The 16,531-nt window shown below is 67.3% G+C and carries 17 protein-coding genes and 3 pseudogenes; 7 read left to right on the top strand and 13 right to left on the bottom strand.

The window, feature by feature from the left end; translation table 11 throughout:
- Positions 1-437 (bottom strand): alcohol dehydrogenase catalytic domain-containing protein (locus ABD347_RS28225; protein ID WP_425575789.1); only part of this gene is annotated, 437 nt, incomplete at its 3' end.
- A gap of 224 nt (positions 438-661) precedes the next feature.
- Here ABD347_RS28225 and ABD347_RS28220 point away from each other — a divergent pair.
- On the top strand, positions 662-1,450 hold the full coding sequence (locus ABD347_RS28220) for a thioesterase II family protein (protein WP_344366503.1): 789 nt from the start codon (positions 662-664) through the stop codon (positions 1,448-1,450).
- 339 nt (positions 1,451-1,789) lie between these two features.
- Here ABD347_RS28220 and ABD347_RS28215 read toward each other — a convergent pair whose 3' ends face one another.
- The 6 genes and pseudogenes from ABD347_RS28215 to ABD347_RS28190 all read right to left on the bottom strand — a co-directional run bounded on the left by ABD347_RS28215 (position 1,790) and on the right by ABD347_RS28190 (position 6,164).
- Complete coding sequence (locus ABD347_RS28215; RefSeq protein ID WP_344366501.1) at positions 1,790-1,927, bottom strand: hypothetical protein; 138 nt, start codon at positions 1,925-1,927, stop codon at positions 1,790-1,792.
- A 152-nt stretch (positions 1,928-2,079) separates the two neighbouring features.
- On the bottom strand, positions 2,080-2,253 hold the full coding sequence (locus ABD347_RS28210; RefSeq protein WP_344366499.1) for a hypothetical protein: 174 nt from the start codon (positions 2,251-2,253) through the stop codon (positions 2,080-2,082).
- Between the two features lie 492 nt (positions 2,254-2,745).
- Positions 2,746-3,731 (bottom strand): annotated as a pseudogene (locus tag ABD347_RS30760) (RHS repeat-associated core domain-containing protein); the annotation flags it as partial.
- Between the two features lie 33 nt (positions 3,732-3,764).
- The gene (locus tag ABD347_RS28200; RefSeq protein ID WP_344366496.1) at positions 3,765-4,415 is read right to left on the bottom strand and encodes a CoA transferase subunit B; all 651 of its coding nucleotides are present in this window, start codon (positions 4,413-4,415) and stop codon (positions 3,765-3,767) included.
- Positions 4,412-5,170 (bottom strand): CoA transferase subunit A, encoded by a 759-nt coding sequence (locus tag ABD347_RS28195; protein ID WP_344366495.1) that lies wholly within the window; start codon positions 5,168-5,170, stop codon positions 4,412-4,414. Before ABD347_RS28195 ends, ABD347_RS28200 begins: the two co-directional genes overlap by 4 nt.
- 193 nt (positions 5,171-5,363) lie before the next feature.
- A complete protein-coding gene (locus ABD347_RS28190) occupies positions 5,364-6,164 on the bottom strand; it encodes an esterase/lipase family protein (protein WP_344366493.1) in 801 nt (266 codons plus the stop codon).
- A 475-nt stretch (positions 6,165-6,639) separates the two neighbouring features.
- Between ABD347_RS28190 and ABD347_RS28185 the strand changes: the two genes are divergently transcribed.
- The 6 genes and pseudogenes from ABD347_RS28185 (at position 6,640) to ABD347_RS28160 (ending at position 13,677) form a co-directional block, all read left to right on the top strand.
- Positions 6,640-7,548, top strand: coding sequence for a 3-hydroxyacyl-CoA dehydrogenase family protein (locus tag ABD347_RS28185; protein WP_344366492.1), 909 nt, complete (start codon positions 6,640-6,642; stop codon positions 7,546-7,548).
- Between the two features lie 142 nt (positions 7,549-7,690).
- The gene (locus tag ABD347_RS28180) at positions 7,691-9,568 is read left to right on the top strand and encodes a helix-turn-helix domain-containing protein (protein ID WP_344366490.1); all 1,878 of its coding nucleotides are present in this window, start codon (positions 7,691-7,693) and stop codon (positions 9,566-9,568) included.
- Between the two features lie 123 nt (positions 9,569-9,691).
- Positions 9,692-11,353: a tannase/feruloyl esterase family alpha/beta hydrolase gene (locus ABD347_RS28175; protein WP_344366488.1), complete on the top strand. Its 1,662-nt coding sequence runs from the start codon at positions 9,692-9,694 to the stop codon at positions 11,351-11,353.
- A 190-nt stretch (positions 11,354-11,543) separates the two neighbouring features.
- Positions 11,544-12,926: an MFS transporter gene (locus ABD347_RS28170; protein ID WP_344366486.1), complete on the top strand. Its 1,383-nt coding sequence runs from the start codon at positions 11,544-11,546 to the stop codon at positions 12,924-12,926.
- Between the two features lie 328 nt (positions 12,927-13,254).
- Positions 13,255-13,443: pseudogene (locus tag ABD347_RS28165) on the top strand (ABC transporter permease); the annotation flags it as partial.
- Positions 13,444-13,524: 81 nt separating this feature from the next.
- On the top strand, positions 13,525-13,677 hold the full coding sequence (locus tag ABD347_RS28160; protein ID WP_344366484.1) for a hypothetical protein: 153 nt from the start codon (positions 13,525-13,527) through the stop codon (positions 13,675-13,677).
- 204 nt (positions 13,678-13,881) lie between these two features.
- Here ABD347_RS28160 and ABD347_RS28155 read toward each other — a convergent pair whose 3' ends face one another.
- The 6 genes and pseudogenes from ABD347_RS28155 to ABD347_RS28130 all read right to left on the bottom strand — a co-directional run bounded on the left by ABD347_RS28155 (position 13,882) and on the right by ABD347_RS28130 (position 16,448).
- Entirely contained in the window at positions 13,882-14,211 is a 330-nt protein-coding gene (locus tag ABD347_RS28155; protein ID WP_344366482.1) for a hypothetical protein, read from the bottom strand.
- Positions 14,208-14,381 (bottom strand): hypothetical protein, encoded by a 174-nt coding sequence (locus tag ABD347_RS28150; protein ID WP_344366481.1) that lies wholly within the window; start codon positions 14,379-14,381, stop codon positions 14,208-14,210. Before ABD347_RS28150 ends, ABD347_RS28155 begins: the two co-directional genes overlap by 4 nt.
- Before the next feature lie 106 nt (positions 14,382-14,487).
- Positions 14,488-14,667 (bottom strand): hypothetical protein, encoded by a 180-nt coding sequence (locus ABD347_RS28145; protein ID WP_344366479.1) that lies wholly within the window; start codon positions 14,665-14,667, stop codon positions 14,488-14,490.
- Between the two features lie 435 nt (positions 14,668-15,102).
- Positions 15,103-15,468: a hypothetical protein gene (locus tag ABD347_RS28140; RefSeq protein WP_344366477.1), complete on the bottom strand. Its 366-nt coding sequence runs from the start codon at positions 15,466-15,468 to the stop codon at positions 15,103-15,105.
- 68 nt (positions 15,469-15,536) lie between these two features.
- Positions 15,537-15,833 (bottom strand): annotated as a pseudogene (locus ABD347_RS28135) (transposase); the annotation flags it as partial.
- A 51-nt stretch (positions 15,834-15,884) separates the two neighbouring features.
- Positions 15,885-16,448 (bottom strand): dihydrofolate reductase family protein, encoded by a 564-nt coding sequence (locus ABD347_RS28130; RefSeq protein ID WP_344366475.1) that lies wholly within the window; start codon positions 16,446-16,448, stop codon positions 15,885-15,887.
- Positions 16,449-16,531: the final 83 nt, after the last annotated feature.

The following is a 16,531-nucleotide window of genomic DNA, read 5'->3' as shown; positions in this document are numbered from 1 at the left end:
AGGCAGTGCGCGACGACCTCGTCACCGGGCTGCCAGGCGTTCACGCCCGGGCCGGTGCGCAGCACGACACCCGCCAGGTCCGAGCCGATGACGTGGTACGGCAGGTCGTGACGCTTGGTCAGCTCGCTGAGCCTGCCGTAGCGCTCCAGGAAGCTGAAGGTCGAGACCGGCTCGAAGATGGAGGTCCACACGGAGTTGTAGTTCACCGAGCTGGCCATGACGGCGACGAGGGCCTCACCCGGACCTGGTTCCGGTGTCGGTACGTCCTGGACGTGAAGGGACTTGCGGGGGTCCTTGTCCGCCGAAACCATGCCCTCGAACATGCCCACGTCGTCTTTGCGGACGACGACTCCGCGGTAGCTCTCCGGGAGCGGGAGGGCCCCGAAGTCCTCGGCCCCCGCGGTTCCGGAGACAATGGCGCTGGTGATCTCTTTCACGGTGGGTCCCTCGTGGAGCAAGACGGAAGTCGGCGGAATCGCCCGGATCTTTGGGAAGGCTAGGCACACCCTGTCCGCCGGGAGAACCCCAGTCATGGTTCACCCCTCATCTCCCGACACCCCCTAACGACCTCGCTGACCTGCGGTTAGGGGTTGCGGTGACGCTTCCAGCGCTGCCATCGTCACTGCCCGACGTTTCTCCCCACAGATCCCACGAGGTGGCGATGTCCGAGAGTCATGCCGACGGCGGTGCCTGGATACGGCGCTTCCACCCGTCACCCGACGCGGACGTACGCCTCGTCTGCTTCCCCCACGCAGGGGGGTCGGCCAGCTTCTTCCATGCCCTGTCACGCGATTTGGCGCCCGGCGTCGAAGTGCTCTCGGTGCAGTACCCGGGACGCCAGGACCGGCGCGGCGAGCCGAACATCACGGACATGACCCAGCTGGCGGACCGCGCCGCCGAGGCGCTGCTCCCGGTCCTGACCGCCCCCGCGGCACCGGACAGCGGCACGCCGTTCGCACTCTTCGGTCACAGCATGGGCTCCACGCTCGCGTACGAGGTCGCCCGCCGCCTCCAGGCGGCCGGGCACCGCGCGGCCGCGCTCTTCGTCTCCGGACGCAGGGCACCGCAGCGGGTCGTGGACGACGGGCTGCACCAACTGTCCGACGAGGACATCGTCACCGACATCATGGCGCTCGACGGTACGGACACCCCGGTGTTCGGGGATCCGGAGGTACTCAGCCTGGTCCTGCCCTCGATCCGCGCCGACTACCGGGCGGCCGAGACCTACCGGTACGCCCCCGGCCCCCTGCTGGATTGCCCCATCCATGCGATGACCGGCTTCTCCGATCCCCGGGTCCCGGCCGGGGAACTCCACCACTGGGCCGCGTGCACGGAGGGCCCGTTCACCCTGGATGTCTTCTCGGGCGGTCACTTCTACCTGACCGCGGGCCACGCCGAGGTCACCCGCGGCCTGGCTGAGCGACTGCTCCCTACTCCGGTCGCCGGGTGAGGAACGCCCGGGGCTCCCTGTGGGGCGGGCCCGGAGAACCGCCTCGTCGTCACCGGCACGCGCGAGGTCGTCTCCGTCCGGGCTGACAGCCACGGATCGGATGCCAGGATTCGGCAGCTCCACGGCCTCAGCGCACCAAGCTTCCGATGGCACGTCACGGCGGCACGGCGGGCGGCGAGCGGCACGGCAGCGGGGCGGCGTCGGCGGTACGGGCGCGCGACGGGGCCCGCCCGCGACGGCGCCGGTGCGGCGGAATGGGCGGCACTGCGCGGTGGCGGCACCGACAGAGGCGGACGACGGAGCGCCCACCGGCCGAACTGGCGGACACTCAGGTGGCCCTCACGCGAGCTGCAGCTTCTGGCCCACGCCGGCGATGCTGAAGTCAGTTGCGGCCAGCATCAAGTTGCCGTTGGACAGGTTCACCCGGGCCACCAGTGCATCGCTCAGGCGCGTGTCGGACAACTGGTGCCAGGACACCCGACCCTGGCCCTCCGGCAGTGTCCACATGGCCGCCCTGTCAAGATCAGGAGTGAGGGATGGCGAGGGTCGTCGAAAGTGCGGCATCGGCTTCCTTCGGAGGGATTCGAGTCAGACGGAAGTCAGGCCCGGCGGACGGGGAGGCGGCTGGTTCAGGCCGAGCCGCTGGGGAGGGGCTGATGGCCGCCGAAGAGCTGCTGGGCGAGGGCGGTGGGGTCGATCCGGGTGGCCTGGGCCGGGGCGGTGGCCTGTTCGCCCTTGCCGATACGGAGCACCAGGGCGAACTTGTCGATCTTGGCGGTGTCGGCCAGCGGGGCGAGGTCCACCGATACTCGTCGAGAGCGCCGTTCTTGATGGCGAAATCGGCGGTGATCTTCTTGTCCGTGGCTTCCTTGAGGTCCTTGCTGGTCGGCAGGTTGGCGCCCTGGGGAAGGTTTCCGGCCAGCGGGCGAAGCTCGTCGACGAGTCCGGTGATCAAGGTCCTGAAGGAGGCCGTGGCCGTGATGTGGTCGGCGCCGTCCTTGGTTCCGGTGGTTTCCGGAGCTTTGATAGTCGTCAGTGGCAATACCACCTGCGGCTTCACAGTGGTTCATTCCCATCGCGTAGGAGCACTGGGCTTCACCTTGCGAACCGGTGGATGCAGTTCCTGCTGAAGCTCCGCCGGACCCGCCGCTACCGCTGCTGCCGCTACCGCCGCCATGAGGGGTGCCGCGAATTGACCCGTCGCCGTTGACTCCGCCGTTGGGGTCGCCTTGGGTGCCTCCATCTGGGCGCGTCCAACCTCCACCATCATTGCAGCTGTCGCACCACAGCCCTGTGGGATCCGAAGCTGTGACTGGCGTGTTGTTGGCGTATGCATAGCCGTTGAGTGACTGATGCTGAGCCAGGTTCAATACGGGGCCAATGCTGATGAACTGGCCAATTTCCGGATCGCACTCCCGCGCACCGATGTGCGTGAGACCTGTGGCCTTATCGGCTGGCTTGCCGAGGAAAGCTTTGCCGTCTGGCCAGGTGGTGGTGACGGTGGCGCCGCGGGGAGCACCGAAGGGTGTGGTGTGGCGCTTGGTGAGGACGAGAGTGGTGGCGTCAAGGGCCAGGCTGCTGGTGTCGTGGTGGTCGGAGGCCAGGAACCTGAGCTTGGTGCCCGTGACGCCTGCGGTTGCGGTGCGGACGGCGACGGTTTGGCCTGCAGCGGCGCAGTGACGAGTACCGCTGAGGGTTTTTGTGGTGCCCTTGGTCGTAAGGCGGACTTCCGTGCCACCGAGGTATATGACGGCCTCGCCGTCTCCAACCGCGCGGCGGATGCTGCGTTGTAGGTGTAGCTGGTCCAGTAGGGGACGGCACCGTCGAGGTTGGCGGTGGTGCGGCCGGTTGCGGCGCAGTCGGCGATCTTGGGTGTCCAGGCTTCCTTGAGGCGGCGGTGGCCGTCATAGGTAAAGCACTGGTAGTCGGGCTTCGCTGTGCCGCCTTGTGTGGTGGCGTCGAAGATGGACGTGACGTTTCCGGCGTCGTCCTGCGTGAACTTCAGCTCCTGCGGCATGAAGCCGTGGACGTCGTCGGTGACGTATGAGCGGGTGAGACGGCGGGTGCCGTCCTCGTAGTCGTAGCCGAGGTAGACCTTCTTGCTGGTCGAGCTGGTGCCCAGGGTCAGCTGGCGCAGGTCTCCCTGTGGGAAGTACTGGGTTGCTTGGAGGTACTGGGTGGTTCCGTGGGAGGTGAACTGCTGGCCCAGGTCACCGTAGGTGTGGGCGACGGTTTCCGCGGGCAGGCCGCCCACGGCAGGGTTGCTTGCCTGTCGGATCGACGCAATTTCGGCGGGTCGACCGGCCCGCCTGCTTCAGCAGGCAACCGACATGGGGTCGAGAAGTACGGGTGCGGCCGTGCTGTTGATGACGTCTTCGACGGTGGTGCCCGGGGCGGTTTCCACCAGGGCCAGGCCGCCGGGCGTCACGTCGAGGACGCCGAGGTCGGTGATGACGCGGTGGACACACCGCTCGCCGGTGAGGGGCAGGTCGCACTCCTCCAGCACCTTGGGGCTGCCGTCCCTGGCGGTGTGGTCCATGAGGACGATGACGCGGCGGGCGCCGTGCACGAGGTCCATCGCGCCTCCCATACCCTTGACCATCTTGCCGGGGATCATCCAGTTGGCGAGGTCGCCGTGTGCGGAGACCTGCATGGCGCCGAGGACCGCGGTGTCGATGTGGCCGCCGCGGATCATCCCGAAGGACAGGGCCGAGTCGAAGAAGGCGGCCCCGGGCAGGACGGTGACGGTCTCCTTGCCGGCGTTGATCAGGTCGGGGTCGACCTGGTCCTCGTACGGGTAGGGGCCGGTGCCCAGGATGCCGTTCTCGGAGTGCAGGACGACGTGCACGCCGAGCGGGAGGTGGCTGGGGATGAGGGTGGGCAGACCGATGCCGAGGTTGACGTAGGAGCCGTCGGTGAGTTCGGCTGCGGCGCGGGCTGCCATCTGCTCGCGAGTCCAGGTCATCGGGAGCGCACCGTCCTCTTCTCGATCGGTTTGTCGGCCGCTTGAGCGGGGGTGAGGTGTACGACGCGCTGGACGAAGATGCCGGGCACGTGGACGTGGTCGGCGGCCAGTTCGCCGGGGCCGACCAGTTCCTCGACTTCGGCGATCGTGATCCGGCCGGCCATGGCCGCGAGCGGGTTGAAGTTGACGGCGGCCCGGCGGAAGACGAGGTTGCCGTGATGGTCACCGCGCCAGGCTCGGACGAGGGCGTAGTCAGTGCTGATGGCCTGCTCCAGAACGTGCGTGCGTCCTGAGAAGATCCGGGTTTCCTTGGGCGGAGAGGCGATGGCGATTGTTCCGTCAGACGCGTAGCGCCAGGGCAGTCCGCCGGTGGCGGCTTGCGTGCCCACCCCTGCCGGGGTGTAGAAGGCCGGTATACCCGTGCCGCCGGCCCGCAGTCGTTCGGCGAGCGTGCCCTGGGGCACCAGTTCTACCTCCAGTTCCCCGCTCAGGTACTGGCGGGCGAACTCCTTGTTCTCACCGACGTAGGAGCCGGTGACGCGGGATATGCGGCCCGAGCCCAGCAGGATTCCCAGACCGCGCCCGTCCACGCCGCAGTTGTTGGAGACCACTTTGAGGTTGTCGGCGCCCTGCTCGTGGAGCGCCCGGATGAGGGTGTCGGGGACGCCGCTGAGGCCGAATCCGCCGACGGCCAGAGTCGCTCCGGCTGGGATGTCGGCCACTGCTTGTGTGGCCGAAGCCATCGTCTTGTTCATGGAAGTGGAGAGGCCCTTCGTGTGCGGTGCGCCGCGGACCGGTTGCAGGAACGTTCGCTGCACTGGGGCCACCGGGGGAGGGCGCGTAAGTCAGGGTCGGTGTGCAAGCCGGGGCGGGGCCGGCCCGTGCCGGGCGCTGCCGAGTACGGCGCCCGGCACAGCCGGTGGACGTTCTCGTCCCAACCGGGTGGGGTCAGTCGTTCTCGTGCGCGGTGATGAAGGAACGCATCTTCGCCAGCGCCGTGGCGTTCGAGACGATCAGGAAGTGGTTGGGTGCCATCGGCCCGCTCATGAGGTAGTTCTCGTCTGCGCCGGCCAGCTTCGCGGTGTCGACGGGTACGGCGTTGTAGTCCGCGGTCGACCTGATCGTGAGGTAGTCGATCTTGTCGTTGAAGGGGACCTCGGAGGGGCTGTTCAGCGCCTTGAGGAAGGGGGTGTTCGGGGAGGCGAACTGCTGGCAGGACACGTACCACTGGCAGCCGTTGTTGGTGGTGCCGTGCTGGGGTCCGGCGAAGCCGATGTACTGGGAGACTTTGTCGGCGCCGTCGAGGTTCTTGATGTAGTACCGGGCGGCCAGGGTGGAGGCGGACCACGTGGCGAGGACGACCTTGTCCGCCCCGGTCTGGCTACGGATCTGATCGACCTTGACCGAGAGCTCCTGGGCGGCCTTGGCCAGATCCTGCGTCATCGAGCTGCTGTCGGTCCAGGTGAACAGTCTGTCCGCCGACCAGCCGTTGGTCTGCAGGTTGGACTTCATGGGATTCATGTTGGCCGGTGAGCCGGTCATGCCCGGGATCATGATCACGGGGTCGTGTCCGGCAGCGGAGGGCGCCGACTGGGGCGCTGCGCTGGACGCCTGGGAAGCCAGGCCCAGCAGGCTCGTCGTCAGCAGAGCCGCGAGGGAGGCGCTGAGCAGCCGCCGCGCACGGACCGGTCGCCGGTTACCCGTGTGCGTCGATGCCGTCCCGCGGGGCGTCGTGGATGCAAACAGCATGTGGGGCTCCTTATCCGTCGTACGGTCATCGAGCGCTGATGGTGCGGCTCGCACTCGGCGGACGCCGACAGGGGTGGCGGGGGGTGTGACACAGAGCACGCTAGAGTCCCCGCCGCAGCAGTCAGATGGTCACAGTGCACCTCTTTCGCCCTCAGTGATGTCCGCTCCAGCCATTACGTTTCGGCCGCACGAGCGGGTCGCGCGCGACCGCTAACGCCTGGGCAGCGTGGGCGCCGAGTATGCGTTGTGCACACCCCTCGTGCTCCGCGTGTGTGTGCTGCACCTCTCGTGGTGCCTGGCGGAGGCGGAATACCGTCATGGCGATTCGGCGGGGCTGTCATCGACCGAGCCGTGCGGACCGCGTTCTGCAGCTTCAGCCTTCGCCTGCTGTGCGCCTCGCCACGCATCTTCAGCTCTCAGAGCCGCGAGGGTGCAGGCCACCGTAGACACTCGCTCAGCTACTGGAGGGCAAGCAATGACTCGGTTCGGAATCATCGGCGGGGGGCTCATGGGGCACGGGATCGCTGTTGCTCTGGCTCAGGCGGGGCACCGTATCGTGGTGTACGACGCTGACCCTGTGACCCTGGCGTCGCTCGATGAGCGCATCGTGCGCGCCCTGGAACGCTGCGACACGCCGCCGGGCGATGTCGGGATGATGACCGCACGCATCACTGCAGCCAAAACCCTGGCGGACCTGGTGCTACGCGTGGATGTGGTAATTGAAGCCGTCCCCGAGCGTCTCGACGTCAAGCATCAGGTCCTGGCAGCGCTGGAAGAGAAGATCCCGGCCGTGATGCCGGTGTGGTCCAACACTTCGGTGCTCTCGCTCACCGAAGTGGCCAAGGACATGCGGCACCCGCAGCGCTTGGTAGGGGTGCACTGGTGGAATCCGCCATATGTCATTCCGCTGGTCGAGGTCGCGCCGGGCGCGGAGACGGACCACCGGTTCGTGCAGGAAGCGTGCGACATGCTGGATGGGATGGGTAAGACGACGGTGCGCCTGCACCGAGATGTCCGGGGATTCATCGGGAACCGGCTCCAGTTCGCTCTTGTTCGGGAGGCTTTGCATCTGTTGGAGCAGGGAGTCTGCGATCCGGGGACGATCGACACGGTCATGCGGACGAGTCTGGGGCTGCGCTGGTCGGCCGTAGGTCCCATGGAGAACGCGGATTTCATCGGACTGGATCTGACCAGGGACATTCTCGACAGTCTGGCACCCCACTTGTCAGTTGCGGTCACCTTCCCCGCGCTTGACAAACCCCTCAGCGCCGGACATCGAGGCCGCGCGTCCGGTGGCGGACTGCTGGCCTGGCCGGCCGGGCAGGGAGAAGAAGTGGCAGAGCGCCTGGACAGCGGCATCCGCCGCAACCTCGTCGAACCGTAAAAACGCCCGGGCCGACGGCAGCGGCCCAAAGGGTTGGCGATGACGGCGGAGCAGAAGGGCGGGTTATCTCAGTTCGCTGCGACGCCTTACCGGGCAGCTCCATACTTGCCAGGCGCCGGGAGTACGGCTCGACGGAGGATCAATGGCACACGGCTACGGATTGTCTTTCCTGAAGCTGCTCGTCGATGACGCCGACATCGAAGCCTTCGACGAGGTATTGGCACTGGCCCGTGCCGCAGGGGAGCCGGCCGGCCGGCTCGACATGCTGGAGGAGGAGCGAGCGATCGCGCTGCGTCTGCGGGAAAGGCTGCTGCGTCACCGCCGCAACGAGGCGGAGCTCCAGCTACTCAACGACACCGCGAACGATCTGGCCTCCCTGCGTGATTTGGACCCCATCCTGCAAGCGATCGCCGACCGGGCACGTCGGCTGCTGAACTGCGATCTCGCCTACATCAGTCTCAGCGACCGCGGCCGCGGCGACAGCTACATCAAAGCCGCCGCCGGCAACATCTCCGGCCTGCTGCGCGAACTGCGACTGCCCATCGGGACCGGCGTCGGAGGAATCGTCGCGCGGACCGGCGAACCCTACGCCGTCGCCGCCTACCTCACCGACGACTCCTTCGCCCACACCAGCGAGATCGACAAAACCGTCGCCGCCGAGCGGATCGAATCCTTGCTGGGTGTGCCGGTCAAACTCAACCAGGAGGTGATCGGAGTCCTGCTGGCGGCACACCGCAGCCAGCAGGACTTCAGCTGCCGGGACATCAGTGTGCTGATGATGCTCGCCTCGCACGCCGCGGTGGCCATCGAGAACAACCGCCTGCTGAGCGCCGCCCAACAGGCGGTGTCGGAACTACGGGTCGCCAACGACACGATCAGCTCCCACATGGCGGACCTGGAACGCACCGCAGAGTTCCATGAACGCCTCACCCGCCTGGTCATCCAGGGCAACGGCGTCGACGAAGTCGTACAGGCCACCGCGACCGCAGTCTCCGGCACGGTGGTCGTCCTCGACGAGGAGGGCAACACGATGGCCCAGTCCTGCGGTCACGACACGGTGCCGGCCGACGAACTCAGCCGGCTCAGCGCGAACGCCTGGCAGGCCGGGCACACCGTGATCCGCACCACGCAGTGCGCCGTTCCCCTGATCACCGAGTCCGGACCCTTGGGCACGATCATCCTGAGCGCCACCGCACAGGTCGACGCCACCGACCGCCGCATCCTGGAAAGGGCCGCGCTGGTGGCCTCCCTCGTGCTCGTCACCCGCAGACGCATGGCGGAAGCCGAAGCGCGCACACGCGGCGAGCTGCTGGGTGACCTGCTGGCCGCGCACAACAAGGACTACGACCTCCTGCGGCACCGGGCCGCCCTGCTCGGCGTCGACCTCACCACCTGCCGCATCGTCGTGGTGGCCCGGGTCGACGACGAACCACGCGAGCGGGTCCACGCCGCCGCCGCGGCCATCGCCCGGCGCTCCCACGGCCTGGCGACCTTCCAACGCAGCACCGTCATCCTGCTGCTGCCAGGAGATGACCCCCAAGCCGTGGCGCGCCGCGCCGTCGACGAACTGGCACGGACCTCACGCCACCCCGTCACCGCCGGTACCGCGCAAGCCGCAGGCATCACCCACATCGCCGCCGCCTTCCGCGAGGCGGACAACTGCCTGCACGCCCTGGTCGCCCTCGGCAGGACCGGCGAGATTGCCGACACCCGCGGACTCGGATTCGTCGGAGCTCTTTTCAGCGGCGAACCGGCCACTGCCTCCTTCATCGAATCTGTCATCGGCCCGGTCATCACCTACGACCGCACCCACCACTCAGACCTGGTCCACACCCTCGACACGTACTGCCGCACCGGCCAGCACGCCCGCAACACCGCACACCAGTTGCACCTGCACGTGAACACCGTCACCCAACGCCTGAGCCGGATCAGTCAGCTCCTCGGCACCACCTGGCGCGACCCGGAACGGCTCCTGGAGATCCAGGTCGCCCTGCGGCTGCTGAGAGTCAGCAAGCCCTAACACGGCACCCGCGCCCAGCACATCTCCAGGCAGCTCATGTGTGCTCCCAGCCCATACCGTCTCTGGCGGCGCGCTCCGTAACCTTTGCGCCTCGCGACACGAGGCACAAGCAACGGAGGCGCCATGAAGAGAACCCTCGCCGCAGCCGCACTCGCCTGCGCTCTGCTCAGCAGCACGCTCCTGTTCCCGGCCCAAGCCGCTCAGGAACCGGCCGATTGCAGCAACCTGCGCGGCCTGCAGATACCCGCCTCAGAGATCGGGCTGCCCACCACGGGGGGCGAGGTGAGGGCGGCGAACACCATCGCGCCAACCGGAAGCGGAACCTCGGCGACCGGCACCTACTGCCGTGTCGACGCCGTCATCCACCCCGTAGACCCTCAGGCACCTGACATCACCCTGCGCGTCGCCCTGCCTCAGCAGTGGAACAAAAGGACGATGATGTTCGGCGGCGGAGGCTACGACGGCACCATCCCCGATGTCACGGGCAACGTCCCCTTCGGCCCGACCAATCAGCTGCGCCCGCTCAGCCGAGGCTACGCCACCTACGCCAGCGATTCCGGCCACCAGGCGGCGCCGGGCTTCAAACCAGTCACTTCCCTCGACGGCTCTTTCGGCGTCAACGACGAAGCCGTCCACAACTTCGCCGGCGGCGCACTGAAAAAGACCCACGACACTGCGCACTTCATCATTCGCACGCATTACGAGGACGCCACCCCCGCACACAGCTACTTCGCCGGCGGCTCCAGCGGTGGACGAGAAGCCCTCGCCGTCGCCCAGCGGTGGCCCACCGATTTCGACGGCGTCATCGCCGCCTACCCCGCCTGGAACGCCGTCAGCCTCAACTTGTTCTTCGGCTACGAAGCCCAGGTGCTTTCCCGCCCAGGTGCCTTCCTCAACCCGGCCGAACAGGACCTGCTGTACCGCGGCGTCATCCGGTCATGTGACGGTGAGGATGGCCTGCGCGACGGCGTCATCTCTCACGAAGCAGGATGCCGCTTCCAGCCCCGCACCCTGCGCTGCCCGGGTGGCAAGGACACCGCGGACACCTGCCTGTCCGATCACCAGATCCACGCCGCACAGGCGCTCTCTTCGCCACTGCGATGGAAATACCGCCTGGCCAGCGGCGAACGTGGCTATCCCGGGTTCCCCTTCCTCTCCGGCGCCGACATGACCACCCCACTGCTGGGCATGGGCTCACGCGCCCCCGGCCGTCCGATGCCGAAGGACAGCGGCTACGGCGTCCAGTTCTGGGATCAGTGGGTGAGGTACTTCGTCACCCGCGACCCGGCACACGACTCGCTGGCCGTGGACCCCCGCCGCCCCGGCATCTGGCAGCAGCGCATCAGCCGTCTCTCGGCCATGCAGGACGTCAACGACCCCGACCTGCGCCGCTTTGCCAAGGCAGGCGGAAAGCTCCTTATCCTGCACGGCGCCGCCGATGAGCTCGTCAGCCACCGATCCACCGTCGAATACTTCCAGCGCGTCCAAAAGGTCATGGGCCCGCTCGCCACCCGCGAATTTGCCCGGCTCTATCTCATCCCCGGCGCCAACCACGTCAACGTCGACGCGGCCTTCGCGGCAAGTTACGACTCGCTGAGTGCCTTGGAAGACTGGACGGAAGAGGACAAGGCGCCCGCGCGGCCTGTCGTCACCGACACCAGCCCCTCCGGCAACGCCCGTACCCGGCCGCTGTGCGCGTACCCCTCCTGGCCGAAATACCGCGGCCACGGCAGCCCCGCCTCCGCCGACAGCTTCACCTGTCACAGCCCACGGTCACGGACCTGATCCGCCCGGGCGGCTCTCCCCCAGCTGCTCAGCAATACAGGCACAGAAGCACACATCGTCCGGTCCGGTATAGCTGCGGTAAGGACATCCCCACAGGATCAGTGTCCGCTCCGCACATAACGGATTACGGGCCGCGGATCTCATCCTGTCGGAAGATCCTCAGCCACCGTCACGAAAGCGGTACTCGCACATGTCATCGCCACCCCCAGCCCCACCTCAGACCCCCAGCAGTCTGAAGAAGATCGTGACCGCCAGCCTTATCGGCACCACCATCGAGTGGTACGACTTCTTCCTCTACGGCGCCGCCGCCGCACTGGTGTTCAACAAACTGTTCTTCCCCGACTCCGACCCCCTGGTCGGTACGCTCCTGTCATTCCTGACCTACGCGGTCGGCTTCGCCGCCCGCCCCCTTGGCGCACTCGTCTTCGGACACTACGGCGACCGGCTGGGACGCAAGAAACTTCTCGTCTACAGCCTGCTGATGATGGGCGGTGCAACCTTCCTGATCGGCCTGCTCCCCACCCATGCCACCATCGGTTCGGCCGCCCCGCTCCTACTCACCGTGCTGCGCCTGGTCCAGGGCTTTGCCCTGGGGGGCGAGTGGGGCGGCGCGGTGTTGCTGGTGGCGGAGCACGGAGACGCCGGACGGCGCGGCTTCTGGGCCTCATGGCCGCAAACCGGAGCGCCGGCCGGGCAGTTGCTGGCCACAGGCGTCCTTGCCATGCTGACGGCAACGCTGTCGGACACGGCGTTCAACTCCTGGGGCTGGCGGGTGCCGTTCCTGCTCTCCGGCGTGCTGGTGCTCGTCGGACTGTGGATCCGGCTTTCCGTCGATGAATCGCCCGTGTTCAAGGCCGCCCTCGCAGCAGCCGAACGCCGCAAGACCGAACAAACCCTCCGCGAGAAGCCGCCCGTACTCGCCGTCCTGCGCGACCACTGGCGCGACGTCCTCATCGCCATGGGGGCCCGTATGGCGGAGAACATCTCCTACTACGTCGTCACCGCCTTCGTCCTCGTGTACGCAACCGAGCACGCCGACACGAGCAAACAGGCCGCACTCAATTCCGTCCTGATCGCATCCGCCGTCCACTTCGTGACCATCCCCCTGTGGGGCGCCCTCTCGGACAAGATCGGACGCCGCCCCGTCTACCTCATCGGCGCCTTCGGCATGGGAATCTGGATCTACCCCTTCTTCGCCTTGGCCGACCGGCAGTCCTTCGGGGCTATAGTCACAGCCGTCACCGTGGCCCTGCTCTTCCACGGCGCGATGTACGCCCCACAGGCGGCCTTCTTCTCCGAACTGTTCGCCACCCGCATGCGCTACTCCGGAGCATCAATCGGCGCCCAGTTCTCCTCCGTAGCCGCCGGCGCCCCAGCTCCGCTCATCGCCACCGCCCTGCTCGCAAAATACGGCAGCGCCACACCCATCGTCCTCTACGTCATGGCCGCCGTACTGCTCACCGTCATCGCACTCGGCTGCGCCAAAGAGACCCGCCACCGGGACCTGGCCGACACAAGAGCGTACGAAACCGGTCCAGCACCGGCCGGGGACCAACCGGTTCATGCGCCCTGAAGTATCCGCTGAATCGGACCGCCCCTCGGTGAGCTGACCTCATTGGCCAACGGCAGGCGCCCCAAAGGACTTCCGGCGCCCTCGAGGAACACGACCAGGTCGTGGTCGCTGTTGGTGGTGCCGAAAATCTCATCCTGGCCCTGTCTGTGCACGGTGACTCTCCGGCCGCCCGAGCTGGAGGGCCGGTGCACGACGATCGGCGCGCTGCTCACGCCTCCCAGCGTGCCCCGGGCTGGGCGGATGGGCGAGTCGGCCCAGGCCGGTCAGGGAGTGTCGCCGGTCCAGTCCCAGCGGTCCGGGTCCCGGGGCACGGGTCATCCAGGGCCCGGCCGCCGGCGCCGCACTGGGCGTCGGCCTCGGCCAATTGTTGGAACCCGGCCGGAACAACGCCAGCATGTCCCGGGTGTTCCTGGCCATCTTCCTGATCCTGCTCGTCGGACTCGCCATCGACCTGCTGATCTTCAGCCCACTGGAGCGGCGAGTGCTGCGCAGTCGTGGCCTGCCGGTCGCCCGCTGAACGAGCGGCCCCGGCCACACCGGACGACCGCGCCATCCCACCACCGCAGCCATCCACCCGGCGAACGGCACCGGCCCCACTGTGGAATCGCCCAGACAGCAGGGACGCTCGGGAAACCCGCTCGCCCTGCCGGTCAGCGGCGCTGCCCGCATCGTCAACCGCGAACCCGTCCCCGCCGACGAGCAGCAACTGAAGGCGTTCGGACGGCAGTACCTCGAACCGATAAAGCACTAGCCCGAAAGGTGCAATATGCGACATACCGTCCACCCGTTTGCCGCGCATCTTCCGTAATGCGGACCCGTTGGATGGACTATGACGAAAGCAGGGCCAAGGTCCATCTCAGGAAGCCTCATGGCCAGTGCGACAAGCGCGGTTCGCATGAGGAAGCGGGTCTACACACCGGCCCGCAGACGGAGCAAACGCGACCCTGCACGACATCTACCGACGCGTCGACCTGCGGCACTCCGCCCAGCTCCTTGAAGACCTCCACACAGAGCTTGAATATATCGAGGCCCATTTCGCCGCCTCGGCAAACAGCCTCAACAGGTGCTGCGACGAGCCCCACCGGCAGCTCTGCCATGCATGAAGCACGAGGCCGTCACAGTCGTCCACAAGTTCGAACGCCACCGCTATCACCGCCTCGGGGGTGGCTTGCTGACCGTCGGATGCGCGGCGGGCGGCGCTGCGGGCCACGATGGCCTCGCGCTCCGCGTCATCGAGGGTGTCGTCGGTGAGCGCGGCCAGGACCTGCCGCCACAGCGTCGTCACCGCCCGCCCCCGTTCGAGGGAGAGGGCACCGCGGCGATCGGCTCCTCGATGTCCGTCTCGGTGTCGTCGTCCTCGCCCGGCGCGGGCCGGTGGCCGAAGGGGCCCTCCTCCTGGCTGGGAAGCGCGCCTACGACCGGGGCGCCCTTGGTTCGGTGGTGTCCGTAAATCACGAGCTCATACTCCCCTCCATCTGGCCCGGAATGATGCCGACAGTCTGGAGGGCGGCGAAGCCGGAACGCCGGTCTTCACCGGCACGTCGGCGCAGCCGCCGAATTGTCAGCCGGGATCGACGCGTCTCTCCACGGGGGTCTCCGGCGGAAGTACGGCGAGCATCCGGGCGGCTTGCCTGCGTACCCGCGCCACGGCCTGGGACATCTCCTGCACCACGTGGTCTGCGGCCGCTTCCTCTTCGGCCGGCTCGGTTGGTTCGTTGACGTCCTCACGCTCCGCGTCCATGGAGGGACGAGTGCCCTGCCGCCGCGGCGGTTAAGACCACCTGATGTGGTGAACGCGTCGAGCCCAGGCCACCGCCGACCGCGCCCAGCCTACAAATTCCGCGAGCGCAGATATTTCCTCTCCCAGACCGCCGACGCCATCGAGGAAGAGGCCAACGCCTTCACACTTGGCGTCGACCCCTTGGCTCTGCTCACGAGAACGGGTTCTGGCTCGCGGCCACGCTGAGTAAGTGGTTCAAGTAGCGAGTGAACAACCCCAGTGGCGGGAACAAACCGCGATCAGTCCTCTGCTGCCGACCGCTTGCTCAGAAATTGCGTCGCTGCTTCAGCGGCTTCCCTGTTGAGTTCCTCGAAAGGCACTCCCCAGCTCTCCTCCCGGCCGTCCAGGTTGTGCGCGCAGTGGACAAGGGGATCCTTCTCTTCGGGGTAGCCGAGGTCAGGCGACGTCTGCCCAGATGAGGTGAGTGCCGGCGGCGGGATCCAGGGTCCCGTCGGCGATCTGACCGGCGACCCAGTAGGCCATCTCCCACTTCGCGGCCCGAGGGGCAGCGGGCGAGTGGAAGAGCAATCCAAATTCCTCCAGCACCTGGTCGAAGAGTGCCGGAGCCTCGGGCTCTTCGTTCCGGAGGAGACCGGCCAGCATGGCGAGGGAGGGAATCTCAACCCCGGCAATCAGAGCGTTCAGCCCGGCCTGGATGAGCTGGTCAGACCCGACGCGCCTACCGAATGCCCTCTCACGCGCGATGTGGCTGAGCTGTTCGAGAGCTGCGTCGCGGGTCATCACATTCTTCTCGATCGGCATCTGGGAGGAGGAGACTCACAGATTCGCAGACGGTGATGCCATCGAGTTCCTCCCGCCTGGTTCGGCGATCAGGACATGAGAACCCGTTTCCGCAGAAGGGCGAAGCCCGCGCGACCGAGCATCTGGCGCTTCAGCATCTTGATGCGGTTGACATGCCCTTCGACGATGCCCGAGTTCCAGGGGAGGGTGAGGCCGGCGACGACGGCGTCACGGTCGCGGTCGATGCCCGCGGCGAGGGTGTGGAGGCTGGGTAGGTCGTCCTGTCTGACGGCATCGAGCCAGTCCGGCAGTCGCTGGCCTCGGCGCTCGGTGAGCATGGTCGCGAAGGACCGAACGTGCCTGGTGCGTGCGTCGATCTCGGGGCAGTTGGCGTTTGAGTGGCTCGGGTGGTAGTCCGGGTCACCCAGGACGGGCGCTCAGCGCCTTGTCTCGTACCTGGTCAGGGTCACGCCGCAGGGAAGCGTCCGCGTCTCCACCATGTTGAGGTTCACCCAGTTGTCCAGCGCGGTGAAGAACGGCGTGCCGCCGCCCACCAGGACCGGCGCGGTGGCCAGCACGTACTCGTCGATCAGCCCGGCCCGCATGGCCGCCCCGGCGAGCGTGGCGCCGCCGATGTCCATCGGGCCGCCGTCCTCGGCCTTGAGCCGGGTGATCTCGGCGACCGCGTCGCCGGTGACCAGGCGGGTGTTCCAGTCGACCTTGTCGATCGTCGAGGAGAACACCACCTTCGACATGTCCCGCCAGCGGCGTGCGAACTCGATCTCCGCCGGGGTGGCGTTGGGCTGCTGGTCGCCGGTCGGCCAGTAGGAGCTCATCGTGTGCCACAGCTTGCGCCCGTACAGCGTCAGGTCGGTCGCCTGCAACTGGTCGGACCAAAACTGGAACAGTTCGTCGCTCGGCGCGCTCCAGCTGATGTCGTCGCCGGGCGCGGCGATGTAGCCGTCCAGGGTCAGGTTCATGCCGTAGATCAGTTTTCGCATGGCGCCAGCCTTCCGTAACTGATCGTTTCAGAATGAGGTTCTGAGTCGCCTCAAGCAGATGATGCTGCAGGCGAGTTGGAGCA

Source organism: Streptomyces gobitricini (assembly GCF_039532985.1).
GTDB lineage: Bacteria > Actinomycetota > Actinomycetes > Streptomycetales > Streptomycetaceae > Streptomyces > Streptomyces gobitricini.
The sequence above is the reverse complement of the archived record's forward strand: the minus strand, read 5'-3'. Positions and strand labels throughout refer to the sequence as shown.

Bases quoted from the DNA above. Each gene is read 5' to 3' on its own strand.
- ABD347_RS28145 (WP_344366479.1), bottom strand. From the start codon at position 14,667: ATGGACGCGGAGCGTGAGGACGTCAACGAACCAACCGAGCCGGCCGAA.
- ABD347_RS28190 (WP_344366493.1), bottom strand. From the start codon at position 6,164: ATGCTGTTTGCATCCACGACGCCCCGCGGGACGGCATCGACGCACACG.
- ABD347_RS28175 (WP_344366488.1), top strand. From the start codon at position 9,692: ATGAAGAGAACCCTCGCCGCAGCCGCACTCGCCTGCGCTCTGCTCAGC.
- ABD347_RS28185 (WP_344366492.1), top strand. From the start codon at position 6,640: ATGACTCGGTTCGGAATCATCGGCGGGGGGCTCATGGGGCACGGGATC.
- ABD347_RS28220 (WP_344366503.1), top strand. From the start codon at position 662: ATGTCCGAGAGTCATGCCGACGGCGGTGCCTGGATACGGCGCTTCCAC.
- ABD347_RS28130 (WP_344366475.1), bottom strand. From the start codon at position 16,448: ATGCGAAAACTGATCTACGGCATGAACCTGACCCTGGACGGCTACATC.
- ABD347_RS28195 (WP_344366495.1), bottom strand. From the start codon at position 5,170: ATGAACAAGACGATGGCTTCGGCCACACAAGCAGTGGCCGACATCCCA.
- ABD347_RS28180 (WP_344366490.1), top strand. From the start codon at position 7,691: ATGGCACACGGCTACGGATTGTCTTTCCTGAAGCTGCTCGTCGATGAC.
- ABD347_RS28200 (WP_344366496.1), bottom strand. From the start codon at position 4,415: ATGACCTGGACTCGCGAGCAGATGGCAGCCCGCGCCGCAGCCGAACTC.
- ABD347_RS28140 (WP_344366477.1), bottom strand. From the start codon at position 15,468: ATGCCGATCGAGAAGAATGTGATGACCCGCGACGCAGCTCTCGAACAG.
- ABD347_RS28170 (WP_344366486.1), top strand. From the start codon at position 11,544: ATGTCATCGCCACCCCCAGCCCCACCTCAGACCCCCAGCAGTCTGAAG.